The following is a 26,758-nucleotide window of genomic DNA, read 5'->3' on the forward strand; positions in this document are numbered from 1 at the left end:
CCCAGGTCTAGCCCAGGTCGGCGTCGTGGACCAGGATGGCGGCCTGGACCCGGTTGGCCAGGCCCAGCTTGGCCAGCACTCGGCTGACGTGCGCCTTCACCGTCGCCTCGGTCAGGCGTAGCTGGCGGCCGATCTCGGCGTTGGACAGGCCGCGGGCGAGCGCCCTGATCACGTCCTCCTCCCGCCTGGTGAGCTGGGCGAGCTGCCTGCGGGCCACCTCGGCGCGGGAGGGGGCGCGGTTCGCGTACGAGGCGATCAGGCGCTTGGTGACCGAGGGCGAGAGCATGGCCTGGCCGCCGGCGACCGTGCGGACGGCGGCGGCCAGCTCTCTCGGCGGGGTGTCCTTGAGCAGGAACCCGACCGCGCCCAGGCGCAGCGCCTCGTGCACGTACTCGTCGAGGTCGAACGTGGTCAGCATGATCAGTTTGGGTGCGTCCGGCTCGGCCAGGAGCCGCGCGGCGGCGGTCAGTCCGTCCATGCCCGGCATGCGGACGTCCATCAGCACGACCTCCGGCCGCAGCCGCCGCACGGCGGACAGGGCCTCGGCGCCGTCGCGGGCCTCGCCGGCGATCGCGATGTCGCCCGCCGCCTCCAGGATCAGCCTCAGCCCCGAACGGACGAGCTCCTCGTCGTCCACGACCAGCACCCTGATCATGCCGGGATCCTGGCGCTCACGAGGAAACCGCCGCCGTCCTGCGCGCTCGTACGGAGCGTGCCGCCGAGCAGCTCCACCCGCTCCCGCAGCCCCACCAGACCCCAGCCCGAACCGGCCAGTTCCTGGGGCGGCCTTTCGGGTTTCTCGTTGCGCACCTCCACCTCCAGCTCCTCGGTCCGGTAGCGGATGAGCACGTCCGTGGCGGCGTCGCCCGCGTGCTTGTGCACGTTGGTCAGCGCCTCCTGGACCACCCGGTACGCGGTCCGCTCCACGGCCTGCTCGACCGGTCTCGCCTCGCCCTCGTCGTGCCTGGTCACCGTGATGCCCAGGGCACGGGACTGGTCGAGCAGCCGGTCGAGGTCCCCCAGGGCGGGCGGCGGCACGAGCGCGGAGTTCCCGGGTGTGCGCAGGACGCCCAGCACGTCGCGCAGGTTGGCCAGCGCCTCGCGCCCGATCCCGCCGATCAGGGTGGCGGCCCGCTCCGTCTCCTCGTCGGGCGCCCGCAGCTCCAGCGCCCCCGCGTGCAGCACGATGAGCGAGACCCGGTGCGCCACCACGTCGTGCATCTCCCTGGCGATCCTGGCCCGCTCCTGCGCCCTGGCCTGCTCGGCCCGCATGACCTGCTCGTGTTCGAGGCGTTCGGCGCGCTCCCTGGCGGCGTCCAGGCGGGCGCGCACCAGGAGGCCGAGCGCCAGCGGCAGCGCGATCACGGTGACCGCCAGGGCCAGGGCGTTGCCCGTGGTCGCGATCATCAGCTCGTACGGGCCGCTCCGCCGCGTGCCCATGAGCGCGGCGACCCCGCACACGACCGCGCAGCCGCCGACGTACGCGGCCAGGCGCCACCTGCTCAGGGTCAGGCCCGCGTAGTAGCAGGCCACCAGCAGCGGCGGCCACATCACCAGCCACACGTAGCCGACGGCGCCCACCGCGGCCAGCGGCCACCAGGACCGCCGAGCCCGCCAGGCGGCCAGGCCCGCGACCGCGGCGACCGCGACGAGCACCGGGAAGGGCAGGGTCGACGGCACCCCGGCCTCCCCCATCACCACGAGCAGCGAGGCCCCGAACACACCTGCGCCGAGCAGCACGAACCGCATGCCTCACAGCGTATGGGCCGACCGGAAAGGGATATTAAGCCGAAAGTAGTAAGAGCCGACCGACGATCGGGGCGTCCCCGGCGGCGGCCTCCGGCACCAGCCTGGGCCCATGCGTAAAACCCTTGTGACAGTCGTGATGTCCCTGGCCGCCTGCGCCGGAGCCGCTCCGGCGCAGGCGGCCGATCTCGCCCTTCCGAAGCCGACCGGGCCGCGGCCCGTCGGCACGACCAGCCTGCACCTGGTGGATGCGAGCCGCCCCGACCCCTGGAACCCTGAGGCGGCCCGGCGGGAGCTGATGGTCTCGCTCTGGTACCCGGCCGAGAAGGCCGCAGGGCGGCCCGCGCCGTACGTAACGCCCCAGGAGTCGGCCGCCATCCTCAAGGGCTTCCCTGACGTCTCCCCGGACGCGCTCACCAGGACCAGGACGTACGCCAGGCTCGACGCCCCCGTCAGAGGGGGCAGGCTGCCCCTGGTCGTCATGTCGCCGGGCTTCTCCTTCCCGCGCGCCACCCTGACCTCACTGGCCGAGGAGCTGGCCAGCAGGGGATACCTGGTGGCGGCGGTGGAGCACACGTACGAGTCGGTCGCGACCACGTTCCCCGACGGCCGGACCACCACCTGCCTGGCCTGCGTGAAGGGCCAGGACAACGGCAAGGTGGCCGCGAGCCGGGTCGAGGATGTGCGGTTCGTGCTCGGCGACCTGCTCAAGGGCCGGTGGGGCAAGGTGGTCGACCGGTCGCGGATCGCCATGGTCGGCCACTCCATGGGCGGGTACGCCGCCGCCCGGACCATGCTCGCCGACACCCGGATCAAGGCCGGCGTCAACCTGGACGGCACGTTCGAGCTGGACGAGCCGCTCGACCGGCCGTTCATGCTGGTCGGGGCGCCGGCCCACGCGCCCGGCTACGGCTCGTGGGACAAGGCCTGGGTCAACCTGAAGGGCTGGAAGCGCTGGATCACGGTGGCGGGGACCGACCACTCGGCCTTCGTCGACTACGCCGTGCTCAGGCCGGCGCTCGGTCTGCCCGCGCAGGAGCTGGACGGTGCGCGGGCTCTGCGGATCACCCGCGCTCACCTGGTCGGCTTCCTTGACCTGCACCTGCTCGGCAGGCGGACCCCGGTGGAGGACTATCCCGAGGTCACCGATCACGCCCGGAAGGCGTCGGCGTTCTCCGAGGCCCACTGAGCGAAGCCGCGCGCGTCCCGTCCGGTGACCTCGCGCACGGTCGGGACCACCGTGTAGCCGACCTCCGGGGTGCTCCCCAGCGCCTGGACCAGGAACTCGATGGTCTGCTCGCCCATGCCGTCGGCGGCCCACTTGGCGCGCGCCTCGTCCACGGTCAGCTCCACGTACGCGACGTCGCGGCCGATCGACGCCGCCAGGATCTCGACCTTCTGCCTGAGCGTGATCGCCTCGGGGCCCGTCAGCACGTACGTCCTGCCGCCGTGGCCGCCCTGGACCAGCACCGTCGCGGCCACGGCGGCGATGTCGCGCTCGTGCACGAGGGCGCTCAGCCGGTCGCCGAACGGCTCCTTGATGACGCCTTCGGTCTTCACCGTGTGCGCCCACCAGCGCAGTGTGTTGGACATGAACTCGACCGGGTGGAGCAGCGTCCACTCCAGGTCGGTCGCGGCCAGCGCCTGCTCAAGAGGGCCGTCCTCGCGGCCGCCCAGCACGGTGACCCGCCGCACGCCCGCCTGGACGGCCAGCTCCGCGATCGCGGCGCCGTCCGGCAGGGGCGCGTAGTCGTCGCCCGCGAAGTTGATGAAGTGCGCGGCGGTGACGCCCTCGAAGGCGTCCTTCAGCGAGTCGGGCCGGGCGAGGTCTCCGGCGACGACCTCGACGCCCTCGGGGAGTCCGGCCTTGGCGGGGTTCCTGGTCAGGGCGCGTACGTGCTGCCCGGCCGCGAGGAGCTCGTCGACGACGAGACGGCCGACGGTCCCGGTGGCTCCGGTGACGAGGATGGTCATGGCGAACCCCTTTTCTTTGGAACGGAACGTTCTGCTCTTAGACTAGCAGAACGGAACGCTTTATTCCATATAGTTCTTGAGCGTGATGGCGTTCGCGGCGCGGTGGATCGGGCCGGTGATCCTCTCGATCATCCGGTCGCGGCCGGGCAGGTGCGGGAGCAGCCTGATCATCCGGGTCTGGAACCAGACGGCCGCGGCCGAGCCGATCACCATGCCCTTGACGTTGGCCGGGCCGAGCGCCTGGTTGGCCTCGACGTACCCGCGCATCTCGCGCTCGTAGCCCTCCGTCCCGCCGCCCTTCGCCAGCTCGCCCGCCAGCACGTACGCGCCCACGAGCGCCAGGCTCGTGCCCTGTCCCGAGGCCGGCGAGGCACAGTACGCCGCGTCGCCCACCAGTACGACGCGCCCCTCGGACCAGCGGTTCATGTGGATCTGGCTGACCGAGTCGAAGTAGAAGTCCTCGGCGTCGCGTACGGACTCCAACAGCTCGGGCACCTCCCAGCCGACGCCCGCCATGGCCTTCACCAGCAGGTCCTTCTGGCCCTCGACGTCGCGGTGGTCGTAGGCCAGCGGCTCGGACGACCACATGAACAGGGCCTTGGCGCCGGTGCCCCGGCGGGTGCTGTAGACGTTCGCGGTCCGGCCGGCGGTCACGTGCACGGCCTCCTCGCGGTCCAGGCCCAGCGTGTTGGGGACGGTGCAGATGGAGATGTAGTAGCCGAGGTCGCGGGCGTATCGGGACTCCTCGCCGAAGGCGATCCTCCTGGTGTTGGAGTGCGCGCCGTCGGCCCCGACGACCAGGTCGAACCTGCGGGGCGCCGAGCGCTCGAACGTCACCGTGCCGTCCTCCGCGATGCCCGTGATGGAGTCGCCGAAGACGTACTCGACGTCGTGGCGGGTGAGGTCGTACAGGAGCTCGTTGAGGTCGCCGCGCATGATCTCGGCGTCGTCGCCCGTGCGCCCGCCGAACAGGTCGGCGTCCATGCTCGCGACCTTCCTGCCCCTGGCGTCGTAGTGGGTGGCGATCCGCATGTCCGTGCTCGCCTCGCGAACCGCCGCCATGAGGCCCATGCGCTCGACGACCTGGAGTGCCGCGCCCCGGATGTCGACCTTGTAGCCGCCCTCGCGGATCGCGGGGGACCGCTCGACCACGGTCACGTCGAAGCCGTGCCGCCTGAGCCAGTACGCGGTGGAGGTGCCGGCGATGCTTGCGCCCGAGATGAGGATGCTCTTCGTCATGGCCCTGACGGTACACATGTCTCAGACGCTTGTCTAGGACAGATTTTCCAGACACTTGTGCTAGGCTGTGGGCATGGGAAACAGGGAAGATCTGCTGGCCGGGGCCAAGCGGTGCTTGATCGAGAAGGGTTACTCGCGTACGACGGCGCGCGACATTACCAACGCGTCCGGGGTGAGCCTGGCGGGCATCGGCTACCACTTCAAGTCGAAGGAGGCGCTGATGAACGAGGCGCTCTTCGAGGCGATGCGGGAGTGGGGGGACGACCTGGCGGCGACCCTGTCGACCGACGTCAAGCCGGACGCGACGCCGCTGGAGCGGTTCGAGGCGGCCTGGGACCGGGTGGTGGAGTCGTTCACCCGCCTCCGGCCGCTGTGGCTGACGCAGTTCGAGTTGCTGGGGCAGATTGACCATCTGCCGGAGGTGCGCGAGCAACTGGTGGGTGCCACGGCGGAGGCGCGGCTGGGGCTGGCCGAGCTGTTCGAGGGGGTGGAGCTGGGGGGCGATCCGGAGCGGGAGCGGCTGGTGGGGACGCTCTATCAGGCGTTGCTGACGGGGTTCCTGTCGCAGTGGCTCCTCGACCCGGACAGCGCGCTGTCGGGCCGCGAGGTCGTCACGGCCCTGCGCTCCTTCGCCTCCTGACCCCGCCCGTCCCTACGCCCCATGCGCCGGCCGACGGCCCGCCGCACGCCCGGCGACTGCGGGTCAGAAGGCGCTGATGGTGGCCGGGGCGCGTTCGGCGCGGCTCAGCGTGCGGATGACCGCCGTGGCCCCGTGCCGGTGCACGGCAAGCCGGGCCAGCAGTTCGACGACGGGGTCGATGATCGAGGACGGCAGCTCCGGCGTGTCCAGGCCCACGCTCGCCGCCAGGTCGTCCGAGTGCACGACCAGCTCCATCAGCCGCGTGAGCAGGAAGTCGTCGAGCCGCAGCGACCAGCCCGCCCACGGCAGGTGCACGACCCGGTCGCCGGGCTCGGCGGGCAGGGCGGCGGTCAGCAGGTCGAGCAGCGCCTCCGTCCGGTCCACCAGCGCCGCGGGCCCGTCCGCGGCGGCGGCCTGGCCGCCGCGCCGGACGCTCACGTTGCTCTCGTGGTCGAGCCCCGCCTGCACCCACGGCGACCTCGAAAAGTGCTCCAGGAGCTCGACCGGCTCACCGGCCTCCCCGTCCGGCGTGAGCACGTCGCGGACCCTGACGAGCTGGTGGGCCAGGTGTCCCGCCAGCCCCGCGACGCTGAACTCGGTCAAGGCGCTCGGCTTGTCCCAGGCGGCCGCCACGGCGGGGTGGCCGAGCAGCGACACCGCCGACGCCGCGGCCACCAGATAGGACTGCCTGATTTCCCCCATTTGCCGCCCTTTCCCTGGTTTAGGTGGTAATCCGGGCCAAGACTATCCCTCCGACAATCAGGGCGAGCGCCGCCAGCCTGCCGGGCGAGACGGGGTCGCCGCTGACCGCGATGCCCAGGGTGATCGCGCCGACCGCGCCGATGCCGGTGAAGACGGCGTACGCGGTGCCGACGGGGAGCGTGTTCATCGCCTGGGAGAGCAGCCAGACGGCGGCGGCCATCAGGACGAGGGACACGAGCGTGGGCACGGGGCGGGTGAAGTTCTGCGTCGGTTTGATGCTCTGCGACCAGGCCACTTCGACGAGGCCGGCGAGGAGCAGGACGAGCCAGTTCACCGGGCCGCCTCCTTGAGCGCCGCGGCCAGGGACTCCTCGTGCCTGTCGCGCAGGTGCGCCAGGGCCGGGTCGAGCCGCGCGTTGACCAGCTCCGCGTGGATGAACGTCACGTCCTCGACCCTGAAGTGCCCCTTGAAGAAGTCGCGCAGGTAGCGCTCCTGGTGGTCGTAGGGCTCGCGGGGCGTGCCCGGCCCGTACGCGCCGCCCCGCGCGCCCGTCACCACGAACGAGCGGCCTTCGAGCGACATCTTCGGGAACGTGATCTGGTCGAGCCAGGCTTTCAACGACGAGGGGATCGAGTAGTTGTACATCGGCGTGCCGATCAGGATCACCTCCGCCGCCACCACCTCGTCGAGCAGCGGCTCCACGACGGCCCACGCCTGCCGCTGGGCGGGCGTCCGCACCGCCTCCCGATATCGCGAAATGTCGGTTATCTCGTGTTCGAGGATGTGGTCGCAGAGCTCGGTCCACGCCTCGCCGATGTGCGGCACCGGCTGCGCGGCCAGGTCCCGGTAGGCGTACCGGCGATCGGGATGCGCGGCCCGCCACGTGTCGGCGTACACGGCGGACAGCCTGCGCGAGAACGACGACGCCCGGCGCGCGCTCGCGTCCAGATGCAGCAACATGATCTCTCCTTGAACGGGTTAAGCGGACACGCTGTCCACTTCAATATAACCGGACGATGCGTCCAGATACAATCGGAGGCATGGAGAGAGCCGACGCCGCGCGGAACCGCGCGCGGATCCTGGAGGCGGCCGCCCAGCTCTTCGCGGAGCGGCCCCCGCAGGACGTGACGATGGAGGACATCGCCAAGAAGGCCGGGGTGGGCCGGGGCACGCTCTACCGCCGCTACCCCGACCGGGCGTCGATCGCGGTCGCGCTCCTCGACGAGCACGAGCGGGCGCTACAGGAGCGGCTGCTGCGCGGCGACCCGCCGCTCGGCCCGGGAGCGCCGCCCGGCGAGCGGCTGGCCGCCTTCTACGCCGCGATGGTGCGCCTGCTGGAGGACCACCGGCACCTGGTCCTCGGCTCGGAAGTGGGCCGCTCGCGCTTCGAGACGGGCGCGTACGGCTTCTGGCGGGCGCACGTGCGCGCGCTCCTGGTCGCCGCCCGCACCCCGGACCCCGACGCCCTGGTGGACGTCCTGCTCGCGCCCCTGGCCCCCGAGGTGTACGGCTACCAGCGCTCGGCGCTCGGCCTGACCCCGGAGGAGATCACGCAGGCGCTGGCCAAGCTCACGGCGACCCTCAGGTCAGGGCCTTCCTGATGGCGGACCTGACGAACGCGCGGGCCAGCCTCCCCCTCCTGAACTGGCTCAGCACCGGCCGCTCCGTGCCGTAGCGGCGGGCCCGGATGTCGGCCACCACGTTCTCCGGGGCCCCCAGCTCGGCGAGCACGTCGAGGGCCTCCCGCTTGGTGATCATCCGCCCTTCCCTGAGCGTGACCGTGGCGCGGGCGACCGTGAGCAGGCCCAGGTCCACCCAGATGTCGCGCAGCCAGCGCCGCCGGGCCCGCGTCTTGCCGAGCCAGTAGTCGCGCAGGTCACCGCGGACGAAGCCGGCCAGCTCCGCGTCCGACACCGGCGGCAGCAGCCCGGCGGGCGGCGGCCCGTACAGCTCCACGGCGCCCTCGTGCAGCTCGCGGCGGGTGACCGCGGTGACGGGGCGGCGGAAGATGCGCTCATGCGCCCAGGTCACGTGCTCGATCGAGGGGTCGGCCAGCTCTTGTCTGGCCATGTACGAGCAGTGCAGCTGGGCGGTCAGCGGCCCGTCGAGCGCCCGGTGGGCGGCCTTGATCCGGCGCCACTGCTCCATCGTCACCGGTGTGTCGACGATCGCGATCAGGTCGAGGTCGCTGCGCCCAGGCTGGTAGTCATCGGTGGCCAGCGAACCGTGCGCCCATAACGCGACCAAGGGCACGGCCGGTTCGACCCCCCGGAGAAAGTCGCTCAGCAGTCGTTCGGTCCCCGCGTGCATACTGGCAACTATGATCGATAAAGGGTCGAGTGGGAAAGCCGCGCAGATCACAGCGGGTCCCCGCGGCTCCGGTCAGGCCCTCACGACGCGTTGAACAGCGCGCTCACCGACTCCCCGTCGTGGATGCGGCGCATGGCCTCGGCCAGCGCGGGCGCGATCGACAGCACCGTGAGCTTGTCGCTGGGCTTGGGCGACGGCACGGTGTTGGTGCAGACGATCTCCATGACCTCCGGCAGCGCGCTCAGGCGCTCCACCGCCCCGCCCGCGAACAGCCCGTGCGTGCAGGCCACCCGCACCGAGCGTGCCCCGCGCTCGCGCAGCCGGTCGAGCAGCTCGATGACCGTGCTGCCCTTGGCGATCTCGTCGTCCAGGATGATCACGTCCTTGCCCCCGACGTCGCCGATCACGGAGCTGATCACCACGCGGTCGTCGCTGAAGCGCTGCTTGGCGCCCATGGCGACCCCGGTGCCGAGCAGGCGGGCGAAGTGGGCGGCCTCCTTGGCGTTGCCGAGGTCGGGGGAGACGACGACCGTGTTGGACAGGTCGTACTGGCGGAAGTGCGCGGCCAGCTCGCGCAGTGCGTGCAGGTGGTCGACGGGGACGCTGAAGAAGCCGTGCACCTGCGGCGAGTGCAGCGTCATCGCCAGCACCCGGCTGGCGCCCGCGGCCACCATCAGGTCGGCGACCAGCCGCGCGCCGATCGAGATGCGCGGGGCGTCCTTTTTGTCCGACCTGGCGTAGGCGTAATGCGGGAGAACGACCGTGGTCCGCGCCGCGGACGCGCCCCGCGCCGCGTCCAGCATCAGCAGCAGCTCGACCAGATGCTCCTGTACGGGTGGCACGAGCGGCTGGATGAGGAACACGTCGCGCTCACGGCAGTTGGCCTGGAGCTGCACTTCGAGGACGTCGTTGGCGAAGCGCTCGATGCGCACCGGGTGGAGTGGCGTGCCCAGGTGCTTGCAGATCTCTTCCGCCAGCTCAGGATGGGCACTACCAGAGAAAACCGTGATGTCTCGCACGATTCCGTAAGCATAGCCACCCGACCTCGGCGTTCACGAGAGCGACCCGGTGCTGTGCTCAAACAAGCAGCAGATCAGGGGTCAGCTCGTCGAGATCGGGCAGGACGCGCCAGGCCAGCGCCAGCGCGTCGGGAGCGGGCGGATAACGCGGGTGCGGCACGGCGATCACGCGCATGCCCGCCGCGTGCGCCGACCGCAGCCCGTTGCTCGAATCCTCCACCGCCACGCACTTGCGCGGATCCGCCCCGATCCGCCGGGCGGCCTCCAGGTAGCCGTCGGGCGCCGGCTTGCCGCGGGCGACCTCCTCGGTCGAGACCGTGGCCGCGAAGCACTCCTTGAGCTCGGCCGCGTCCAGCACCACGTCGATCAACCTGCGCGGCGACGAGCTGGCCAGTCCGAGCGTGAGGGCGTCGGACAGCCGCCGCACGGTCTCGACCGCCCCCGGCATCAGCGGCACCTCGTCGCGGTAGCGGGCGGCCATCTGGTCCACCACGCCCCGCGCGATCTCGTCGGGAGTCATCGACACCCCGAGCGAGTGCAGGTACGCGGCCCACTCCCCGGTGCTCATGCCCATGAGCCTGGACTGCGTGTCGGGCTGCCAGGTGCCGCCGTGCTCGGCGACGAACGCCCGGCGCACCTCCTCCCACACGGGCTCGGAGTCCACCAGCACGCCATCGAGGTCGAACACGCACGCTTCCACCCGACCAGCCAACCACACGGCCTCACGAACCCGAGCCAGGTCTGTCCTTATTGCCCTAGATTCATGCTATTAGGGGTGTTTGTTGAGCTATGTGGGTGTGATTCCCGGGCACTCGGCTAGACATGGCAGACCTTCCATTTCATGACAAGGACGACTTTGCCGACGCGGACCGCGGGTTCATCGCGAAGCTGAGTCCGGCAGTGATCCCAACGGTGGACGGCCGGGTCATCTGGGACAACGACTCCTATGACTTCCTGCAGGGGGAGTGCCCGGCGACGGCCCACCCCAGCCTCTGGCGCCAGGGCCAGCTGTGCGCCAGGCAGGGTCTGTACGAGGTCGCCGAGGGGGTCTACCAGGTACGCGGCCTGGACCTGTCGAACATGACCCTGGTCGAGGGCGAGCGCGGCGTCCTCGTGATCGACCCGCTGATCTCCACGGAGTGCGCCGCCGCCGCGCTGCGGCTCTACCGCGAGCACCGCGGCCACCGCCCGGTCACCGGCGTGGTCTACACGCACTCGCACATCGACCACTTCGGCGGCGTACGCGGCGTCACCGGGGGCGGCGTGCCGATCTTGGCCCCGGAGGGGTTCATGGAGCACGCGGTGTCGGAGAACGTCTACGCGGGCCCCGCCATGACCCGCCGGGCCGTCTACATGTACGGCCCCGCCCTGCCCCGCTCGCCCGAGGGCCAGATCGGCTGCGGTCTGGGCATGACCAACTCGACGGGCACCGTGTCACTCATCCCGCCCACGGTGGACGTCACCCGTACCGGCCAGGAGGAGACCGTCGACGGGGTCCGGATGGTCTTCCAGCTCACGCCCGGCGCCGAGGCCCCCGCCGAGATGAACTTCCTCTTCCCCGACCGCCGCGCCCTGTGCCTGGCCGAGAACGCCACGCACAACCAGCACAACATCCTCACCCTGCGCGGCGCGATGGTCCGCGACGCCCGCGCCTGGGCGCGCTACCTGGACGAGGCCGTCACGCTGTTCGCCGACCGGGCCGACGTCGCGTTCGCCTCGCACCACTGGCCCACCTGGGGCCGCGACGGCATCGTACGGTTCCTGGAGCAGCAGCGGGACATGTACGCGTACCTGCACGACCAGACGCTGCGGCTGCTCAACAAGGGCCTGACAGGACCCGAGATCGCCGAGGTCATGCACATGCCGCCCGAGCTGGAGCTGGCCTGGCACACGCACGGCTACTACGGCTCGGTCAGCCACAACGTCAAGGCCGTCTACCAGCGCTACCTGGGGTGGTTCGACGGGAACCCGGCGCATCTGTGGGAGCACCCGCCGCGGGAGAGCGCCGTCCGGTACGTCGACTGCCTGGGCGGCGGCTCGGCCGTGGTCGCGTTCGCCAGGCGCTACATCGGCGAGAACGACCTGCGCTTCGCCGCCCAGCTGCTCAACCACGCGGTCTTCGCCGACGAGGGCAACAAGGAGGCCCGCGACCTGCTCGCCGAGGTCTACACCCGGCTCGGCCACGGCGCAGAGAACGCCGTGTGGCGCAACTTCTACCTCATGGGCGCCCTGGAGCTGTCAGAGGGCATCGTGCCCGCCACCGTGGACTCCACCTCGCTCGACCTGCTCGGCGCGCTGTCCGTGGAGCAGATCTTCGACTCGCTCGCGATCCGCGTGGACGGGCCGCGTGCCTGGCACGAGCGGCTCTCGATCGACTGGCACCTGACCGACCTGGGGGAGCACTACCGTACGACGCTCTCGAACGGGGCGCTCATCCAGCAGCGGGAGCCCGCGGACGAGAGCGCCGACCTGACGCTCCGGCTGACGAAGGACCAGCTCGTGGGGCTGCTGGCGGGCAAGGGCGTCGGGGGCGTGGAGCGCGAGGGGGACACGGGGGCGCTGCAGCGGCTGGTCGCCGTGCTTGACCGGCCGGTGCCCGACTTCGCCATCGTGACGGCCTGACCGGGGCCCTTCACTCCGGCCGTTCGACCTCGCGGCTCAGCGCCTTGCCGGCCAGCGCCAGCAGCGTCACCACCGCGGCCCCGATGCCCGGCCCGACCACCAGCGGCAGGGTCAGCTCGCCGGCGTGCCACGCCGCCGCCAGGATCGCCGCCGAGGTCAGCACCGTCACCCCGAACATCGCCCCCCACAGCGGCAGCACGTCCAGGTACGCGAACAGCAGTGGAAAGGCCAGCCACACGTACGGCGGCGCCGCCACGGCCAGCACCACCCACCCGGCCGTCACGACCCCGAGCCACACGCCCCGCCGGCCGCCGGACACCACCAGGCCGGCGGCATGGGCGAGGCCGAGCAGCAGACCTCCGGCGGCCACGGCCGCCTGGCCCTCGCGCAGCGAGGTCACCACTGCGAGCACGAGAAGCACGCAGGCCGTGACATGCACAGCCCACCGCAGCAACCGCGACGGAATGTCCATCATTACTCACCAAGAGTAACCCCAGGACCTCGGCGGCGTCACGTCCCGCTGCGCCGCCGGGTGAAGACGGTGATCAGGAAGTACAGCAGCCCGGCCAGCACGAGGGCGATCACCACGCCGATGTTCGCCCCCGCGAACGTGCCCGCCCTCATCTCGTCGCTCATCAGGAAGCCGACGATCCTGGCGATGTTCGGGTCGGCCGACGTGATCAGCCCGAGCCCCACGGCCGACGCCACGACCAGCGACACCAGGCCGGCCCAGTTGAGCGCGGGCGCGCCCGGCCGCAGCAGCCGCTCGTCGTAGGACCTGCCGCCCGCGCGCAGCCGCCACATGTCCACCAGGAAGATCGCCACCCAGGCCGCCATCACCACCCCGATGATCGCCAGGAACGCCTGGAAGGTGCCGAGGAAGCTGCCGGACACGAACAGCAGGTAGTAGCCGCCGAGCACCATGAGCACGCCGTCGATCAGCACCGCGTAGTGCCGCCTGACCGGGACGCCGAGCGCCAGCATCGACAGCCCGGACGAGTAGATGTCCATGATCGCGCCGGCCAGGAAGCCGCCGATGGCGGTCAGCAGGTACGGCAGCAGGAACCACGTCGGCAGCGCCCCGGCCAGCGCGCCCACCGGGTCGCCGCCGGCCGCCTCGGCCAGCTTCGGATCGCCGCCCGCCAGCAGCACGCCGAACACGAGCAGCACCATCGGCGGGACCGCGCCCCCCAGCGTCGTCCACAGCGCCACCGATCTGGGGCGGGAGTTCGCGGGCAGGTAGCGGGAGTAGTCCGCGCCGCAGTTGACCCAGCCCAGGCCCAGCAGCGTCATGGCGAAGACGACCCCGCCGACCCATTCGCCGGGACCCCCTGTGCTCGTCAGCGATCCGCCGAGCTTCGGCAGCATGAGGGCCATGTAGACGACCGTCAGCACGACGAACGCGTACGTCAGGTACCGCTGGACCGCCATGATCATGGCGTGGCCGTACACGCCGACCGCGATCACCACGACGGCCGCGACGGCGAAGCACCCGGCGGTGGCCGTGGTGGCGGGGATGCCGGGCGCGAGCCGCGCGAGGATCGCGGCGCCGCTCTGCGCGGAGAGCGTGACGAGTACGATCTCCCAGCCGACATTTGAGACGTACGAGAGGACAGCGGGCAGTTTGTTCCCCTGGTAGCCGAACGGCGCCCGGCCCAGCGTCATCGTCGGCACGCCCGACCGCGTGCCCGCGACCGCGACCAGGCCCACCAGCAGGAACGACAGCGCGTACCCGACCGCCCCGGTGACGATCGCGGGGATCACGCCCAGGCCGAGACCGACCATGTAGACGCCGAAGGCGACCCCGAACAGGGAGAGGTTGGAGCCCGCCCACGGCCAGAAGAGATCCCCCGGCCGGCCGCGCCGCTCGGCCTCGGGGACCGCGTTGATGCCGTTCTGCTCGACGGCCATCGTGTCCATGATCGGACGTTACTCGCCCTCTGCCCGGTAAGAGAACCCTAAGGAGGGCGGTGAGAATCTGGGCACGACGAGCGCGGAGACCGGGTTCGGCAGGCGGCGGCACGCCCTGGCCGTTTGCCTGGTCGCGGCGTTCATGACCGGCCTGGACGTGAGCATCGTCAACGTGGCGCTGCCGTCGATCCGCGCCGGCCTGCACGCGACGGAGGACGGCCTGCAGTGGACGGTCTCCGGCTACGCGCTGACGTTCGGCCTCCTGCTGATCCCGGCCGGGCGCATGGGGGACGCCAGAAGCCGCAGGACGCTGTTCATGTGGGGTGTGGCGCTGTTCACGCTCTCCAGCGCGGCGTGCGGCCTCGCCTGGAACATGACGGTGCTGATCACGGCCAGGCTCGTGCAGGGCATGGCGGCCGGAGCGGTGAACCCGCAGGTCTCGGGGCTGATCCAGCAGATGTTCCAGCGGCGGGAGCGGGGCCGGGCGTTCGGCGCGCTGGGCGCCGCCATCGGCGTCTCCACGGCCGCCGGGCCGCTGATCGGCGGCGCCCTGGTCACCCTGTCCGGGCCCGAGCTGGGGTGGCGGTGGGTGTTCCTGGTGAACGTGCCGATCGGGCTGGTGCTGCTGCCCCTGGCCTGGCGCGTCCTGCCGGCCCCGCGGCAGGACGCGCCGCGGCGGCGGGAGAGCATGGATCCGGTGGGCGTCCTCCTGCTGGGCGTGGGGGTGGCGGGCCTGCTGCTCCCCTTCATCCAGCGCCACCAATGGGAGGGGAACGCCAAATGGCTCCTCATCCCCGCCTCGCTGCTGGTCCTGGCGGGGTTCGTGACGTGGGAGCGGTTCTACTGGCGGGAGCCCCTCGTGAACCTGGCGCTGTTCAGGAAACGCTCATATCGCCTCGGGACGGGCATAGCGCTGTTCTACTTCGCCGGATTCACCGGCATCTTCTTCATCTTCACCATGTACCTGCAGAGCGGGCTCCACTACACCGCCCTGCTGGCGGGCCTGTCGATCACGCCGTTCGCCCTCGGCTCGGCCTCGGCCAGCGTGGTGGGAGGGCGGCTGGTGTCCCGCGCGGGGCGCCGCGTGGTGGCCATCGGCCTGATCACGGTGATCGTCGGCCTGTCGGCGACGATGGCCGCCACCGTACTGGTGCCGGGGCCCGGTGTCGGCCTGGCCACCGCCCTGCCCCTGCTGGTCGCGGGCGTCGGCAGCGGCCTGGTCATCTCGCCCAACCAGGCCATCACGCTGTCGGAGGTCCCGCCCGCGGGCGGCGGGAGCGCCGCGGGGGTCCTGCAGACGGGCCAGCGGCTGGGCTCGGCGATCGGCATCGCGACGGCCGGCTCCACGTTCTTCGGCTCGCTCGGGGAGGGCTGGGCGACCGCGTTCCGCCACGGCCTCATGGTGATCATGTTGTTCGTCGTCATCGCCCTGTCGGCCGCAGCGTACGATCTCGCCCGTACGCGTTGACGCTCGTTCCGGGACCCCTCCCGGCGGATGGCCTGTAGAAAGGTCTCACCCCTCCGCGGCCGAACTCCACGTGTTGGCCGTGGCAGCCGACGAAAGGGAGACCATGCACCCTCGGATGGCCATCACCGCCCTGACCCTCGCCTGCGCCATGGTCGCACCGCCGGTCCTGGCCGCGGCCCCGGCCGCCGCCGCGGCCAAACCGAACCTGCGGGCCTGCTACGACGGGAAGTGTAAGTTCACGTTCACGAGGGCCGTGAGCTTCCGCGTCTCCAGCGCGTACGGGTTCACCAGCGTGCGCGTCTCCAAGGAGTACATGGGCGGCATCTTCAACCAGGACATGGTCGTCGTGCGGGCCCCGGGCCTGACCTCGTCACTCGGGGAGGGCGCCAGGGGAGAGTTCCGCTCCGGGAACAAGCGCACCCTCAACTTCCGCGTGTTGTCGATCACCGACGGCGGGGCGACGATCCGGTTCGAAGGGTGACCGTCACCCGGCCGTACCGAACACCATGCGGTGTCCGCGTGCGGTGTCCATGTACTCGCGGACACGGTGGATCAGCCCGTCCTTCAGCTCGAAGATCAAGCAGTAGTCGTTGACGTAGGCGTTCCCGTTCGCCAGGGTCGCGCTCATCGTCTCCTCCACGATCACGCGATCGCCCGCCGCGTAGACGCCGCGGAACTCGACGGCGACATCTCGTACGAAGAGCCGGGGGAAGTCGTCGGCGATGAACCGGGCGATCGCCTTCCTGCCGATCATGTGGCTCGGGCCGTCGAGCGCGACGGCGGTCGCGTTGCCCTCGGGGGCCAGCCACTCGGCATCCTCGGTGAAGAAGGCCGCGATCCGCTCGGCGTCGTGAGCGGCGAAGCTCCGCCATGCGCTGATGACGATGTCCCGGTTGTCCTGTGTCATCCCCAAGATCGTAGGGAGGCGCCGGACCTCGGACTGGCGGAAATCGGACCGCATCACCGGTGCCGGGTTGGCTAGGCTTCGACGCGGGGGTGATCACCATCCGGACGAGGCTGCGGAAGCTTCATGCGGGCGGGCGGGAGTTCGTGTGGAAGGGCGAGCTCCACCACGTGTCCGGCGGGCGCGACTGCCACAGGTGCGTCCGCCTGCGGGTCTGGGGTGCCGGGAAGAACAGCCGCGTGCTCCAGGCGGACCTGCTGTCGACGGCGGTCCTGCCGTGGGGCTGCGCGAGCGACGGCTCCTACCCGACGCCGGGGGACGTGCGGAAGGTCGTCGACCATGCCCTGGCGCGTGGCTGGGACCCGGACGCCGCCGGCGGGGTCTTCTTCCTGAGCGAGGAGGAGCACGACGCCGGGTTCGAACTGACGGGCTTCCTGCTCACCGACCGCCTCAGAGACGAGAACGCACCGGACCCGACCGCCCGCGTGCTCGCCGCCTTTGAAAGCGGGGGCTCGGCGTGATCGGGTTCATGGGCGCTGCTGGGACGTGCCGGGTCAGCCTCGCGTCAGGGTGATCCGCCAGCGGGTGAGAACCGCACCGCACAGCGTGGCACCGCCGGCCGCCATGAGCACGATCGCCGGGATTCTCACGAGGTTTCGAACGTCGTCACATCCGCCCGTCGCGGCTTTCGGCTCCCCGTCGGAAAGGAGCTCGTCGCGCGTACGCTCGACGAATGCCGACCCGCACTCGTCCCCATCCGAGGTGACCGGAAGAAGGCCGGTGAGAACGCCGGAGCCGATCAGGAGGAAGGCGACGAACGCCAGCGCTTTGGCATTCATGAGGACGGCCCCCTTCGGGTGGGATGCGACCGCGATGGATCATGCCATGCCGCGGTGACCGGTCGCCACCGAGGGGCACCTACCGGTCGGCCAGCGCGCCGACGCCTTCCGGCGCCCAGGCGTACTCGATCACGGGCAGCTCTACGCCTCCAGGAACGCGCTCCCAGAAATCCCGGGTGGCGCTGCCGCCGCATCGCTCGTAGAAGGCGATGGCCGGGGCGTTGTCCCTGAGCACCTCCAAGTAGACCGCCTTGCCGGGATGGCGAGCGGCCGCCCAGCCGAAGGCGCGGCGCATGAGCAGGCTTCCGATGCCGGAGCGCTTGCGGGTGGGGCGTACGTGGAGGTTGTCGAGCAGGATCCGGTCGTCGGGCTGCGTGATCAGGTAGGTGAAACCTTGGAGCGCGTCGTCCTGCTCGGCGAGCAGCAGGTAGGAGGCGTTCCCATCGCCGCCCGGCCCATCGCCGCCCGGCCCGTCGCCGCCTGGCCCGCCGGACGCGAGCCGGGCGGCCCAGAGCGCCCTGCGGTCCTCCAGGAGCGGGCCGTCGAGATAGGAGGCGGGCATGATCCCGGCGTACGCGGTCTGCCAGCTCTCGGTGTGCAACGCCGCGATGAGGTCGGCGTCGCGCGGTGTGCCCGTTCTGAAGCGCATGGGTCAGTCTGTCAGGATTTCGACCTCAGTCGTTGCCACCACGAAGGCTTGACGACCCGGGCAGTCGTCCCCCGTGGCGCCTCTCCGGTCACGGCGTACTTGAAGAACGACTCAAGATCATGCTCGGCCCCGTCGTGGATCCGCTTGGCGACCTTGTTGTGCGGATAGCCCCGAAGTCCTTCAGGGCTCTCCACGGCGGCGGCGTTCTCGTTCGTGCAGTAGACCCACGCCCAGCCGCAGTGCCGGACGATCATTTCCCCCAGATACGCCCCCGCACCCATGATCACGCTGTGGACGGCCTCAGGAGCGGGCTTCGAAGCGGCGAACTCGGTGCAGTAGTTGTCGAGATGGTGCATGAACGCCGGGTCCCAGTCGAAGGCGTATCCGTCCTGGCGGGTGTGCTCGGCGAAGAGCTCGGCCAGGCGCCGCATGTGCTCGGCGGTCTCGGCGTCGCTGGGTGGCGGGGCCTGCGGCGACTTCCTGCGCACCATCCACTCCTACGTCCCGGTCCGGATCCTGCTCCGATCTTCCCATCGCCCGCATCCGCTGATCCACAGCGTTAGCCTGATGATCGTGGCAACCAGGAACTCGCACTGCTCCTACTGCGGCACGCCCTACCTCCCGGACCAGGACTGGCCGCGAACCTGCACCGCCTGCGGGAACACCAGCTACCTCAACCCGCTGCCCGTCGCCGTGATGGTGCTGCCGGTGGACGAGAGCCTGCTGGTGATCCGCCGCGACATCGAACCGCACCGCGGCGGTCTCGCCCTGCCCGGCGGCTTCATCGACATGGGCGAGTCCTGGCAGCGGGCGGCCGCCCGAGAGCTCCGGGAGGAGACGGGCATCGCCGTCGAGGCGGGCGACGTCCGGCTGTTCGACGTGCTCAGCGCCCCCGACGGCACCGTACTGATCTTCGCTTTGGGGCCGCGTACGAGCTCGGCCGACCTGCCGCCGGTGACCGCCACGGCTGAGACGACGGAGTGGCTGCTGATCGACCGGCCGCAGGAGCTGGCGTTCCCGCTGCACACCCGGATCGTGACGAAGTACTTCGCGTACGGATCCGAAGACACAGTCGGGTAGGGCGGGCCTGGTGTCGTTCCAGCCCGAGCCCACGACCAGCCAGTTGTCCAGCGTCCTGCGTCGTAGCTCAGCCCCGAGAGCGCCACCAGCAGCAACACGTCACGCTGGTCCGCGGGCAGGGAGGCGATGGCCCTGGCCAGGGTGCCTTTGACGCCTTGCGCGCTCACCTTCGCCGTCACCTCGTCCTCATGGCCCCGGGCCGGTTCCGCCTCCGGATGCAGCCGGCCCATCGCACGAAGGACGCGCACCTCGTCGCGGCGGTACCGGCTGATCAGGTTGGTCGCGATGCCGTAGAGCCAGGGGCGGGCGCTGCGGTGGCTCGTGTCGTAGCGGCGACGCTGACGGAAGGCGAGGACGAACGTGTCAGCGGAGACGTCGTCGGCGGCGTGCGGACCGAGCCGGCGGGAGACGTACCGGTGGATCTCGGTGTAGTGCGCGTCGAAACGTTTGGGCTCCTCCCGGGACCGCTCGATCACCACGGCGTCGTCCTGCGACGGTGGGGCTTGCGCCCGTGGGTGTCCGGAAGTCATAGGGCAGGATCATCCCGATGAAGGAGACAACCGAATACGGCCGAGCGGCCCTGGTGAGCACGCGAATCTATGGGCATCGTCCTGTGCCGGCCCGGATGAGCGGCACGGTGCTGTACTCGGACCAGCTGTACTGGCGGCACCGGGGCCCGCGGCGGTATTTCTGGCTGGTCGAGGAGGACCTGCAGCTGATCTACGAACCCTTCGGCTGGCGTGACGAATGGTATGTGGACGTCGTCTCCTTCGAGCGCTCGGAACACGACGGATCACCCCTGTTCACCGTGCACGACCGCTATCTGGATTTCGTGGTCGAGGGAATGGGCCCCACTTACCGGGCGCTGGACCTGGACGAGGCCGGTGAAGCCCTGCTGGACGGCATGCTCACCCCGGCGGATCTGGCCCGGGCATTGTCGGCGGCACAACGCTTCGTCGACTCCTACCTGCACAGGGGCGCCACTTTCCCGCCGCCGCCGGTCAAGGAGTTGTTCTCGCCCGACCACCGATATCCGGATTGGGCCGAAGATCCTGTCGCGGTCTACAGCTCGCCGGCTCCGGACTGATGCTGCTCAGGCAGGTGGCTTTCCGCGTGTGCCCACACCAGGACGTTGTCGTGCCGTTCCCGCTGAAAGAAGGCCAGCACCTCCTCGTCGGAATGCCGCAGGCTGAAGTGCGTCAGAACGAACAGCGTCTCCGGGTGCGCCTCGACCACCGGTTTGAGCCGGCTCCAGACCGTGTGCCCGACCCGGTCGGCGCGCGCCAGCTCGCTGTCGTGCAGAAAGGTGCACTCGGTGATGATGACCGGATAGGTGAACAGCCAGGGATTTCGCTCGAACACCGACACATGCGTATCCCCGAGGAAGGCGAAAAGCGGACGGCGCACCTGCCGGTCGACCTCCACGCCTTCTCGCCGTTTCTGGGCCACGATCCGGCCGAACGCCTCACCGCGCCCGTCCCGTACGAAGGCGTCCCGCAGGTCCTGGAATTCGGGCAGCAGTTCCTTGCCGCTCTCGCTGAACGCGTAACCCACGCAGGGCACCTTGTGCTCGCATCGCACCACGCGAACATGATGGCCACGGGAGCCGAAGGTGAACTCGTCGTCCTGCCGCACGCCGTGCAGACGATAGGCCGGGGCCAGCGCCGGATCGTACGGTGCCGCGTGATTCAGCTCGGCGGACGCGCGCAGGAAAGCCTCCACATAGGGCAGCGCCTCGGCCGGCAGGTAAATGTCGGCCCCGGAGGTTCTGGAGGCGAGGTCGTCGAGATCCTTGGAGTGGTCGTGGTGCGTGTGCGTCAAGAAGACCGTCTCGGGCTGCCGCCCTTCGCACAGCCCGGCGTCCAGGGCACAGCGTAACTCCGGTATGTGGAAGAACGTCTTGTCGTTCGCCCGGGAGTATCCGGTGAGGGTGAACACGGTGCCGGGAATCCGCCACGTCTTCCACTGCCGGAAAGGATGTCCCTTCACCAGCAGGTCCGGATGTTGGGAGGTCTGTGTCATCAGGTGCGCCTTCCAGATGTCTTGACGGCTGCTGGATAGGTTCGCGGTCCGACGGCGAAATTTCCAGCGGATATCTCCGCCCGGCCGTACCGGCTCCGCCTTCCTCCCGCCATCAGCCGAGCGCACAATGGGCCGGTGACGATCGAACCGAGTTTGATCCCCGCACCGGCCCGACTCGAATGGGGCGGGAGCTCTGGCCCGTTCACAGGGGTCGTGCGTACGCGCGTCGATCCGTTGCTCCGACCCGAGGCATATCGACTGACCGTCTCGGCTGACGGCGCCGACATTGCCGGCGGCGACGAGGCCGGTGTCTTTTGGGGACGTCAGACCTTACGGCAACTCCAGGGCCTGGACGCCTTTCGCCGCGCCCCCATCGCACGGGAACCGGTCACGGTGCCGTACGTGACCGTGCACGACGCGCCACGATTCGCCTGGCGCGGATTCATGCTCGACGTCGCCCGCCATTTCCTGCCGAAGGAAGACGTAATGCGTTATGTCGACTTGCTGGCGGCCCACAAACTCAACGTGTTCCACCTGCATCTCACCGATGACCAGGGCTGGCGCGTCCAGATCGAGCGATATCCCAAGCTGACCGAGGTCGGCGCCTGGCGGCCGCGTACCCGCATGGGCTGGGGCGAGCCGGCGATCTGGGAGGAACGGCCGCACGGCGGGTTCTACACCAAGGATGACTTACGCGAGATCGTCGCGTACGCAGGGGAGCGGCACATCACGGTCGTCCCGGAGATCGACATCCCCGGCCATTCGCAGGCGGCCATCGCCGCCTATCCCGAACTGGGAAACACCGACGTCATCGACACCACCGCGCTGGGGGTGTGGACCGAATGGGGAAAGAGCCCCAATGTCCTCGCCCCGACCGACGCCGTACTGCGTTTCTACGAGGGTGTCCTGGAAGAGGTGCTGGAAGTTTTCCCCAGCCTGTTCATCCACCTCGGCGGCGACGAGTGCCTCAAGGGCCAATGGCGCGAGTCACCCACAGCGCAGGTCCGGATCAGGGAGTTGGGCCTCAAGGACGAGGACGAGCTCCAGTCCTGGCTGATCCGCCATTTCAACCGCTGGCTCACCGAGCGCGGACGTCGCCTGATCGGCTGGGACGAGATCCTGGAGGGCGGCCTGGCGGAGGGCGCCGCCGTCGCGTGCTGGCGCTGGTACACGGGCGGCATCGCCGCCGCTGAGGCCGGGCACGATGTGGTGATGTGCCCGCAGCAGGAGGTGTACCTCGACCACGTCCAGTCGCACGATGCCGAGGAGCCGGTCCCGTTCGGATGGGTGCACACGCTGGAGGACGTCTACCGCTTCGAGCCCATACCTCCCCGATTGGCGGGAACGGCGTACGCGGCCCACGTCATCGGCACCCAGGCCAACCTGTGGACGGAAGTCGCCGAAAATCGCGGTCGAGTGGACTATCAGGCCTTTCCCCGACTGGTCGCATTCGCAGAAGTGGCCTGGTCGGACCTGCCGGCTCCCGACGAACGCGACTTCACCGACTTCGAACGCCGAATGAACGCGGCCCACTACGCCCGCCTGGACGCGCTGGGCGTCGCCTACCGCCCACCCAACGGCCCTCACCCCTGGCAACAACGCCCCGGCATCCCCGGCCGCCCGCACCACAAACCCCGCCGCACCTGGCGAATGTCCTGACCTGCGAATCGTCGTCCTACTCGGGGATGATGCCGGACGATGGCACTCATCGGGGAATCGGAATTACGGCCGGGACGATCAGACCCGCTCTCTGTACGAGTGGCTGGATCCGGAGCGGGAGCGCCCCGCAGGCGGAGCCACAACTTCAGAGTGCCTTTCCGCCCTCTTCCGCTGCCTGCCGAACCGCCTCTTTCTTCAAGAGTGGAGGCCAGGTGCTGACAAAATCCCCCACAGTCGAATCCCACGGGCCGACGTTCTCGACGAAGGAGAACGCGACCAACTCGAACAGCCGGGCGTCCGTGGAGTGAAGGGCCTGCTCCAGGAAGTCGAGGCAGCGTCCCACGAGGTCCCGGTGTCCCTGTTGATAAGCGTCAAGGACGAATCTTGTGAGATCTCCAAAGAGCACGTGCGGCAGGACCTCGTCATTTGCGGCGATGTGATCGCGCAGGAACGGCCGGAACTCCGGAACCGCGGCCACGAACCCGTCCACCACATTCTCGTACGCCATGGGTTCCATGTAGCAAGCACCTTTCATCCTGGGTGGGGCCGCCACGTATACACGAGCCGATGAAACGTGATGACATGCCCGAGCCACGAAGCCGAGACGGCATGGGCGCAGTCGTGGGGGAAACAGACGCCGACCCATGGCAAATCGCCGCCGCCACCCAATAGCCGGCCGACCGCATCTCGAGCAATCAGTGGCAGCGAAGGGCTGATGTTCAGCGGGGCCGCAGGAAGCAGCAGCTCCCGGCGGCCCCAATCTTCCACTCACGCGACATGGTTGGAAGGCCTCCAGCCTATGCTTCAAGCGGATGTCTGGCGATGAGCCGCACCGATCCGTCGCCACTACTTCCCACAGGTCAGCGACCTCGTGGTGCAGACCTCGGCCATCATTACCTTGATCATCCGCTGTCATGATTTGCGAGTCTGCCGCATACAACCCAAACGTTCGAGCAGACCCACGGGTCAGCTTCGTCGCCGATCACAGAGTTGTCGAGGATGCCGTCGAGCGATGCTTCGACCTGCGGCCGCACGCGCGTGACGGCCCCCAGGCCGCACGTGCGTGCGGGTGGCCGCGCTCGGGCCGTGCGGCGGTGTGCAGAGCCGCCCTTGATCAGCACACCGTCCGAGGGCGGCAAGCCGATCGACCATCAGGCAAGCAAGATCAAAGACCAGGCTTCGCACCTCCCGCTGGCTCGCTGAGGCCCCATAACAAGGGCCCTGACCGTGGAGGCTCGTGATCGGTACGCTGATCGTCATGGGAACCGGTGAGGCATCTCTGCGGCTGGTGGACGTTACGTCGGCGTTAGAGACGACCCTCACCGCCCTGAGGGTAATGGGAGCAGACCCGAAGTACCGCGTAGGCGGCACAGGTGCCGCTCTGCTGCAAGGCGTTCATCTTCCTGTCGGAGATGTTGACCTCTTGGTGGCTCGGCGTGAGGACGTGGACACGTTCGCCGCCGCCCTCTCGTCTTTTCCCTGTCTGTACGCGGCATCTTGGATCCCCGAGAGTTCGCAGTACTTCACTAGGTACGAGGTGAACGGGGTCCATTTAGAGATCAGCACGGTTGAGCAGGAGACCGACTCCGATGGGATGGAGTGCATTGGCCGTGGCCCGTGGCAGCACTACGTCCTGATCACGTGTGGCTCGTATCGTGTTCCTGTGGTGCGCCTGGAACTGCGGTTGGCCACAGAACTGTTGCGTGACCGGTCCGATCGATACGAGCCTCTTATCGACCACATGGCGACGCAGGGCTTCGACGCAGATCTTCTGCACAGGGCTATGACTGCTCGCGGTCTTTCGATGGAACGCCAGCGTTTGGTTAACGACCGCCTCACCCATTCCTCTCACCGCTCCCGATAGCTCCTAAGGCGGATGGTGAGGCCCTGGTAGAAGGCGTGGGCGAGCATGGTCGCTTCGAGGCGGCGAAGTCGACGAGACGGGCTTCAAAGAGTTCAACGGTGTCTTCCCGGCCGGCGCGTGTGCCGGACAGAGTCAGGAGAGCTGACGGTCCATCGGCAATGCCATGACTCGGCAGCTTGAAGGATGAAGCGACGACGATGACGAAGGCACAGCCGGCGCCCTGGTACCTGCAGGGTGATCATGAGCCGATGGCCCGTAAATAGCCCGCGAAGATCGAACAAGTCCAGACACAATCAAGGCCCGGGTCGGGATTCACATCCCTGCCTGGGTCTCGGCAGATGGAGCGGATGACGGGAATCGAATCCGCGTTGTCAGCCTGGGAACTGCCAGGATCCCGGCTTGTCGAGGCATTGGCCAATCGAATGCTGATCATGTTGCCTACCAGGCGCGTAACCGCGCCCCGTCATGATCGCTTGGACATCAGCGGATTCCTCTGGCGAGAAGATCCTTGGCGGCCTGCGATGCTTTGGCCGGGGAACCTGCGTCAAATGGCGGCTGAGGGTCGTACTCGATCGCGAGCTGGATCGCCTCGGCCGTGGTCTGATCAGCGATACGCGCTGCCAAGGCGAGCGCCATATCAATGCCCGAAGACACCCCAGCAGCGGTCACGATCTTTCCTTGGAACACGACTCTCTCGGGTATATAGGTGGCCCCGAACGACTCCAGGACGTCGACCGCTCCCCAGTGGGTCGTCGCGGAAAGCCCGTTGAGCAGCCCGGCCGCAGCCAGCAGCAGCGAGCCCGTACAAACAGACGTCGTCCAGATATTCCTCTCGTGCATCCGACGGATCCAACCGAGAAGCTCGTCATTCTGGAGAAGTCCTCGACTGCCGGGACCTCCTGGAACGAGCAGCACGTCACAGGAGTCAACATCGGCGAACGCCGCGTCGGCACTGATGGCCAACCACTTGGGAACATCGCGCACAAGCCCAGGCTCCTCGGCGACGAACACGATCTCTGCGCCAGGGAGAAATTTGAGCACCTCGTACGGGCCAACTGCGTCAAGGGCCGTGAACCGATCGAACAACGGGATGGCGATGCGCACGAGGACTCCTCCGGTTGGCTTGATCATGCTACGACGGCGGCGCATTCTCTGTCGTTCCAGATTCGGGCGCTTGCGTTTACCCCCGCCTGCCTGCTCTTCCCCTTCGGGCGGGTCGATATCGGGCGGCCTGGTCTAAGCCACTGACCAACCCCGACTCGCGTGTGGCGATCACCCCGGAGCCGGAGCCGGGAACTCTTTCGGCTGACATGATCCATGCCGAAAATGAGGTTAGTTAGTGTGACCCGCGTGAGCCTGCGAGAGGTGGCAGCCGACCGGTTATCGCGCTTGGTCGCGTGGGCCCGGTCAGCCATATTGGTCGGGAAGATGGGTGGACGCCCCGCGCCCCTCGTCGAAGTGGCCGGTCTGCTGCTCGTGATCCTGCTGTTCTCGCGGCTCCATGCCGCCGTCGGGAGGGACGTCGCAGCCGCCACCGCCAACGCTCTGGCCCTGCAATTCATAGAGCGGGCCCTCCACCTGGACATCGCGCTCAGGGCGAACCGGTGGCTGACCGAGCATCCAGCCCTCATCCAGCCGGCGGTGTACTACTACCGCCTGTACTACCTCGTGATCATCGGTGTACTGCTTTGGGTCTTCGTCCGGCACGCTGACGTCTACATCAAGGTCCGCCGAACCCTCGTCGCGATGGTCGTCCTCGTGCTGCCCGTTTTCTGGGCGCTGCCCATGTCGCCCCCACGGTTCGCCCTACCGGGCGTCGTCGACATCATTGCCGAACACGACATCCTGGGCAGCCATGCCTCACGAGAGGTGGAGAACAGCAAGAACTCGTATTCGGCGATGCCCAGCATGCACGTGGGGTGGTCGTTGTGGTGCGCATATGCCGTGTGGTGCGCGCTGCGGGCATCCCATCCGCGATCGGCTCTGCTGCCGTGGATCTTTCCGCTAGGTATGGCGGTCGCGTCCGAGCTGCGGTGTAAAAGGAAACGAGCGTAGGTTGCCGTGTTGAACCGACCAAAGTTCGCACGACACAAGGACCTACGCTCGTGGC

The 26,758-nt window shown here is 69.2% G+C and carries 31 protein-coding genes and 1 pseudogene; 12 read left to right on the forward strand and 20 right to left on the reverse strand.

From position 1 onward, the window contains the following. Nucleotides 1–7: 7 nt before the first annotated feature. The gene (locus ABZS69_RS62095) at nt 8–655 is read right to left on the reverse strand and encodes a response regulator transcription factor (protein ID WP_355392885.1); all 648 of its coding nucleotides are present in this window, start codon (nt 653–655) and stop codon (nt 8–10) included. After that, nucleotides 652–1,749, reverse strand: a complete 1,098-nt coding sequence (locus tag ABZS69_RS62100; RefSeq protein WP_355392888.1) for a histidine kinase — start codon at nt 1,747–1,749, stop codon at nt 652–654. Before ABZS69_RS62100 ends, ABZS69_RS62095 begins: the two co-directional genes overlap by 4 nt. A gap of 109 nt (nt 1,750–1,858) precedes the next feature. On the opposite strand from ABZS69_RS62100, the gene ABZS69_RS62105 reads away from it, so the two are divergent. Continuing rightward, nucleotides 1,859–2,935 carry an alpha/beta hydrolase gene (locus tag ABZS69_RS62105; RefSeq protein ID WP_355392891.1) on the forward strand — a complete coding sequence of 359 codons (1,077 nt, stop codon included), beginning with the start codon at nt 1,859–1,861 and terminating at the stop codon, nt 2,933–2,935. Here ABZS69_RS62105 and ABZS69_RS62110 read toward each other — a convergent pair. Next, nucleotides 2,896–3,720 carry an NmrA family NAD(P)-binding protein gene (locus ABZS69_RS62110; protein ID WP_355392894.1) on the reverse strand — a complete coding sequence of 275 codons (825 nt, stop codon included), beginning with the start codon at nt 3,718–3,720 and terminating at the stop codon, nt 2,896–2,898. The two genes, ABZS69_RS62105 and ABZS69_RS62110, sit on opposite strands and share 40 nt — an antisense overlap. A 60-nt stretch (nt 3,721–3,780) precedes the next feature. Then, a complete protein-coding gene (locus tag ABZS69_RS62115; protein ID WP_355392897.1) occupies nt 3,781–4,959 on the reverse strand; it encodes an FAD-dependent monooxygenase in 1,179 nt (392 codons plus the stop codon). A gap of 73 nt (nt 4,960–5,032) precedes the next feature. Here ABZS69_RS62115 and ABZS69_RS62120 point away from each other — a divergent pair, with 73 nt between their 5' ends. Further along, nucleotides 5,033–5,599 carry a TetR/AcrR family transcriptional regulator gene (locus ABZS69_RS62120; RefSeq protein WP_355392900.1) on the forward strand — a complete coding sequence of 189 codons (567 nt, stop codon included), beginning with the start codon at nt 5,033–5,035 and terminating at the stop codon, nt 5,597–5,599. A gap of 63 nt (nt 5,600–5,662) precedes the next feature. On the opposite strand, the gene ABZS69_RS62125 is transcribed toward ABZS69_RS62120, so the two are convergent. The 3 genes from ABZS69_RS62125 to ABZS69_RS62135 are packed head-to-tail and all read right to left on the reverse strand — an operon-like array spanning nt 5,663 to nt 7,261. Further along, entirely contained in the window at nt 5,663–6,301 is a 639-nt protein-coding gene (locus ABZS69_RS62125; protein ID WP_355392903.1) for a maleylpyruvate isomerase N-terminal domain-containing protein, read from the reverse strand. A 19-nt stretch (nt 6,302–6,320) separates the two neighbouring features. Further along, nucleotides 6,321–6,635: a multidrug efflux SMR transporter gene (locus tag ABZS69_RS62130; protein WP_355392906.1), complete on the reverse strand. Its 315-nt coding sequence runs from the start codon at nt 6,633–6,635 to the stop codon at nt 6,321–6,323. Further along, nucleotides 6,632–7,261 (reverse strand): NAD(P)H-dependent oxidoreductase, encoded by a 630-nt coding sequence (locus tag ABZS69_RS62135; protein ID WP_355392909.1) that lies wholly within the window; start codon nt 7,259–7,261, stop codon nt 6,632–6,634. The genes ABZS69_RS62130 and ABZS69_RS62135 overlap by 4 nt, the downstream gene beginning before the upstream one ends. An 80-nt stretch (nt 7,262–7,341) precedes the next feature. On the opposite strand from ABZS69_RS62135, the gene ABZS69_RS62140 reads away from it, so the two are divergent. Next, nucleotides 7,342–7,902, forward strand: a complete 561-nt coding sequence (locus tag ABZS69_RS62140) for a helix-turn-helix domain-containing protein (protein WP_355392912.1) — start codon at nt 7,342–7,344, stop codon at nt 7,900–7,902. Here ABZS69_RS62140 and ABZS69_RS62145 read toward each other — a convergent pair. The 3 genes from ABZS69_RS62145 to ABZS69_RS62155 form a co-directional block, all read right to left on the reverse strand. Further along, nucleotides 7,883–8,611 (reverse strand): nucleotidyltransferase domain-containing protein, encoded by a 729-nt coding sequence (locus ABZS69_RS62145; protein WP_355392915.1) that lies wholly within the window; start codon nt 8,609–8,611, stop codon nt 7,883–7,885. The two genes, ABZS69_RS62140 and ABZS69_RS62145, sit on opposite strands and share 20 nt — an antisense overlap. An 80-nt stretch (nt 8,612–8,691) precedes the next feature. Further along, nucleotides 8,692–9,630: a ribose-phosphate pyrophosphokinase gene (locus ABZS69_RS62150; protein WP_355392918.1), complete on the reverse strand. Its 939-nt coding sequence runs from the start codon at nt 9,628–9,630 to the stop codon at nt 8,692–8,694. A 58-nt stretch (nt 9,631–9,688) separates the two neighbouring features. Beyond that, entirely contained in the window at nt 9,689–10,318 is a 630-nt protein-coding gene (locus tag ABZS69_RS62155) for an HAD family phosphatase (RefSeq protein WP_355392921.1), read from the reverse strand. A gap of 134 nt (nt 10,319–10,452) precedes the next feature. Between ABZS69_RS62155 and ABZS69_RS62160 the strand changes: the two genes are divergently transcribed. Then, complete coding sequence (locus ABZS69_RS62160; RefSeq protein WP_355392924.1) at nt 10,453–12,252, forward strand: alkyl sulfatase dimerization domain-containing protein; 1,800 nt, start codon at nt 10,453–10,455, stop codon at nt 12,250–12,252. Nucleotides 12,253–12,262: 10 nt separating this feature from the next. Here ABZS69_RS62160 and ABZS69_RS62165 read toward each other — a convergent pair whose 3' ends face one another. After that, nucleotides 12,263–12,673, reverse strand: a complete 411-nt coding sequence (locus tag ABZS69_RS62165; protein ID WP_355392927.1) for a hypothetical protein — start codon at nt 12,671–12,673, stop codon at nt 12,263–12,265. 89 nt (nt 12,674–12,762) lie between these two features. After that, the gene (locus ABZS69_RS62170) at nt 12,763–14,172 is read right to left on the reverse strand and encodes a cytosine permease (RefSeq protein ID WP_355392929.1); all 1,410 of its coding nucleotides are present in this window, start codon (nt 14,170–14,172) and stop codon (nt 12,763–12,765) included. A 118-nt stretch (nt 14,173–14,290) separates the two neighbouring features. Between ABZS69_RS62170 and ABZS69_RS62175 the strand changes: the two genes are divergently transcribed. Both ABZS69_RS62175 and ABZS69_RS62180 read left to right on the forward strand, forming a co-directional pair. Further along, on the forward strand, nt 14,291–15,631 hold the full coding sequence (locus ABZS69_RS62175) for an MFS transporter (RefSeq protein ID WP_355392967.1): 1,341 nt from the start codon (nt 14,291–14,293) through the stop codon (nt 15,629–15,631). A 115-nt stretch (nt 15,632–15,746) separates the two neighbouring features. Beyond that, on the forward strand, nt 15,747–16,112 hold the full coding sequence (locus ABZS69_RS62180) for a hypothetical protein (protein ID WP_355392932.1): 366 nt from the start codon (nt 15,747–15,749) through the stop codon (nt 16,110–16,112). A gap of 3 nt (nt 16,113–16,115) precedes the next feature. Here ABZS69_RS62180 and ABZS69_RS62185 read toward each other — a convergent pair whose 3' ends face one another. Then, nucleotides 16,116–16,538, reverse strand: a complete 423-nt coding sequence (locus ABZS69_RS62185) for a nuclear transport factor 2 family protein (protein WP_355392934.1) — start codon at nt 16,536–16,538, stop codon at nt 16,116–16,118. Nucleotides 16,539–16,597: 59 nt separating this feature from the next. On the opposite strand from ABZS69_RS62185, the gene ABZS69_RS62190 reads away from it, so the two are divergent. Continuing rightward, nucleotides 16,598–17,056 (forward strand): hypothetical protein, encoded by a 459-nt coding sequence (locus ABZS69_RS62190; protein WP_355392937.1) that lies wholly within the window; start codon nt 16,598–16,600, stop codon nt 17,054–17,056. Nucleotides 17,057–17,089: 33 nt separating this feature from the next. On the opposite strand, the gene ABZS69_RS62195 is transcribed toward ABZS69_RS62190, so the two are convergent. From ABZS69_RS62195 to ABZS69_RS62205, 3 genes are all read right to left on the reverse strand, one after another. Continuing rightward, the gene (locus ABZS69_RS62195; protein WP_355392940.1) at nt 17,090–17,374 is read right to left on the reverse strand and encodes a hypothetical protein; all 285 of its coding nucleotides are present in this window, start codon (nt 17,372–17,374) and stop codon (nt 17,090–17,092) included. 79 nt (nt 17,375–17,453) lie between these two features. Beyond that, entirely contained in the window at nt 17,454–18,023 is a 570-nt protein-coding gene (locus tag ABZS69_RS62200; protein WP_355392943.1) for a GNAT family N-acetyltransferase, read from the reverse strand. Nucleotides 18,024–18,034: 11 nt separating this feature from the next. Continuing rightward, nucleotides 18,035–18,514, reverse strand: coding sequence for a hypothetical protein (locus tag ABZS69_RS62205; protein WP_355392945.1), 480 nt, complete (start codon nt 18,512–18,514; stop codon nt 18,035–18,037). Nucleotides 18,515–18,596: 82 nt separating this feature from the next. Here ABZS69_RS62205 and ABZS69_RS62210 point away from each other — a divergent pair, with 82 nt between their 5' ends. Further along, the gene (locus ABZS69_RS62210; RefSeq protein WP_355392947.1) at nt 18,597–19,103 is read left to right on the forward strand and encodes an NUDIX domain-containing protein; all 507 of its coding nucleotides are present in this window, start codon (nt 18,597–18,599) and stop codon (nt 19,101–19,103) included. A gap of 254 nt (nt 19,104–19,357) precedes the next feature. Here ABZS69_RS62210 and ABZS69_RS62215 read toward each other — a convergent pair. Next, nucleotides 19,358–19,633, reverse strand: a pseudogene (locus ABZS69_RS62215) (sigma factor); the annotation flags it as partial. A gap of 17 nt (nt 19,634–19,650) precedes the next feature. Here ABZS69_RS62215 and ABZS69_RS62220 point away from each other — a divergent pair. Then, nucleotides 19,651–20,190: a hypothetical protein gene (locus ABZS69_RS62220; protein ID WP_355392950.1), complete on the forward strand. Its 540-nt coding sequence runs from the start codon at nt 19,651–19,653 to the stop codon at nt 20,188–20,190. On the opposite strand, the gene ABZS69_RS62225 is transcribed toward ABZS69_RS62220, so the two are convergent. Beyond that, nucleotides 20,166–21,251: an MBL fold metallo-hydrolase gene (locus tag ABZS69_RS62225; RefSeq protein WP_355392953.1), complete on the reverse strand. Its 1,086-nt coding sequence runs from the start codon at nt 21,249–21,251 to the stop codon at nt 20,166–20,168. The two genes, ABZS69_RS62220 and ABZS69_RS62225, sit on opposite strands and share 25 nt — an antisense overlap. An 87-nt stretch (nt 21,252–21,338) precedes the next feature. Here ABZS69_RS62225 and ABZS69_RS62230 point away from each other — a divergent pair, with 87 nt between their 5' ends. Then, nucleotides 21,339–22,784, forward strand: coding sequence for a beta-N-acetylhexosaminidase (locus tag ABZS69_RS62230; protein WP_355392970.1), 1,446 nt, complete (start codon nt 21,339–21,341; stop codon nt 22,782–22,784). A 145-nt stretch (nt 22,785–22,929) separates the two neighbouring features. Here the strand turns inward: ABZS69_RS62230 and ABZS69_RS62235 are convergent, their stop codons facing one another. Continuing rightward, nucleotides 22,930–23,301 carry a hypothetical protein gene (locus ABZS69_RS62235; protein WP_355392955.1) on the reverse strand — a complete coding sequence of 124 codons (372 nt, stop codon included), beginning with the start codon at nt 23,299–23,301 and terminating at the stop codon, nt 22,930–22,932. Between the two features lie 720 nt (nt 23,302–24,021). Between ABZS69_RS62235 and ABZS69_RS62240 the strand changes: the two genes are divergently transcribed. Next, nucleotides 24,022–24,648, forward strand: coding sequence for a hypothetical protein (locus ABZS69_RS62240; RefSeq protein WP_355392958.1), 627 nt, complete (start codon nt 24,022–24,024; stop codon nt 24,646–24,648). 480 nt (nt 24,649–25,128) lie between these two features. On the opposite strand, the gene ABZS69_RS62245 is transcribed toward ABZS69_RS62240, so the two are convergent. Beyond that, complete coding sequence (locus ABZS69_RS62245) at nt 25,129–25,752, reverse strand: DJ-1/PfpI family protein (protein ID WP_355392961.1); 624 nt, start codon at nt 25,750–25,752, stop codon at nt 25,129–25,131. A gap of 246 nt (nt 25,753–25,998) precedes the next feature. Between ABZS69_RS62245 and ABZS69_RS62250 the strand changes: the two genes are divergently transcribed. Beyond that, nucleotides 25,999–26,703, forward strand: a complete 705-nt coding sequence (locus tag ABZS69_RS62250; protein ID WP_355392964.1) for a phosphatase PAP2 family protein — start codon at nt 25,999–26,001, stop codon at nt 26,701–26,703. Nucleotides 26,704–26,758 lie beyond the last annotated feature (55 nt).

The organism is Nonomuraea sp. NPDC005650 (genome assembly GCF_040605375.1).
GTDB lineage: Bacteria > Actinomycetota > Actinomycetes > Streptosporangiales > Streptosporangiaceae > Nonomuraea.